General features: G+C 66.8%; 1 rRNA gene and 1 pseudogene. One reads left to right on the plus strand and one right to left on the minus strand.

The window, feature by feature from the left end:
• Positions 1–169 precede the first annotated feature (169 nt).
• Positions 170–286 (plus strand): 5S ribosomal RNA (rrf, locus tag ABD366_RS39235).
• A 2-nt stretch (positions 287–288) separates the two neighbouring features.
• On the opposite strand, the pseudogene ABD366_RS39240 reads toward rrf, so the two are convergent.
• A pseudogene (locus ABD366_RS39240) lies at positions 289–1,069 on the minus strand (hypothetical protein); the annotation flags it as partial.

Genomic DNA, 1,069 nt, shown 5'->3' on the forward strand with positions numbered 1-1,069 from the left:
GTGACTGGTACTAATAGGCCGAGGGCTTGTCCTCAGTTGCTCGCGTCCACTGTGTTGTTCCCAGACAACGAACGGTTGTGCTGGCTGAACAGTTTCACTTATCAATTGAAGAGTGTGCTAGTTCGCCGCCCTGTTCTTATGTCCCTCCATGAGGGATGTCTGAAAGGGTTTCGGTGGTCATAGCGTGAGGGAAACGCCCGGTTACATTTCGAACCCGGAAGCTAAGCCTCACAGCGCCGATGGTACTGCAGGGGGGACCCTGTGGGAGAGTAGGACGCCGCCGAACTATTATTGAAGAGGACCTTTGGTCCCGGCACACATGCTGGGACCAAAGGTCCTTTTTGTATTTCCAGAGCTCTTCTCGGAGCGCGCCGGCACCCCGGCTGCGCGAGAATGACTGCGGTACCGAAGACAGGAGTCACACCGATGTCCCCCAACTCTCCCGACGAGCGACCGGAGCGCGACCAGCGCCGCCGGGACAGTGGTGACCGGGGCGGCTTCCGCAGCGGTGGCGCTCCGCGCGGCGACCGTCCGCAGGGTGACCGGGACCGAGGCCCGCGCCGCGACGGCGACCGGCCCCCCTTCCGCCGTGACGACCGCCGCAGTGACAACCGTGGCGGCGACAACCGTGGCGGTGGCTTCCGGCGCGACGACAATCGCGGTGGCGACAACCGCGGTGGCGGTGAGTTCCGCGGCCGCGACGACCGCGGTGGCGACAACCGCGGTGGTGGGGGCTTCCGTGGCGGCGACAACCGTGGCGGCGGTGGGGGCTTCCGTGGGCGGGATGACCGTCCGTCGTTCGGTGGCGGCGACCGGGATCGTGACCGTGGTCCGCGTCGCGATGGTGACCGGCCCCCGTTCCGTCGTGACGACCGGCGTGACGACAGCCGTGGTGGAGACAACCGCGGTGGTGGGTTCCGTCGTGACGACAACCGCGGCGGTGGCGACAACCGTAGTGGCGGCTTCCGTCGTGACGACAACCGCCGTGACGACAACCGTGGCGGCGGGTTCCGTGGCCGGGATGACCGTCCCTCCTTCGGTGGCGGCGACCGGGATCGTGACCGCGATC

Source organism: Streptomyces kunmingensis (assembly GCF_039533535.1).
Taxonomy (GTDB): domain Bacteria; phylum Actinomycetota; class Actinomycetes; order Streptomycetales; family Streptomycetaceae; genus Streptomyces; species Streptomyces kunmingensis.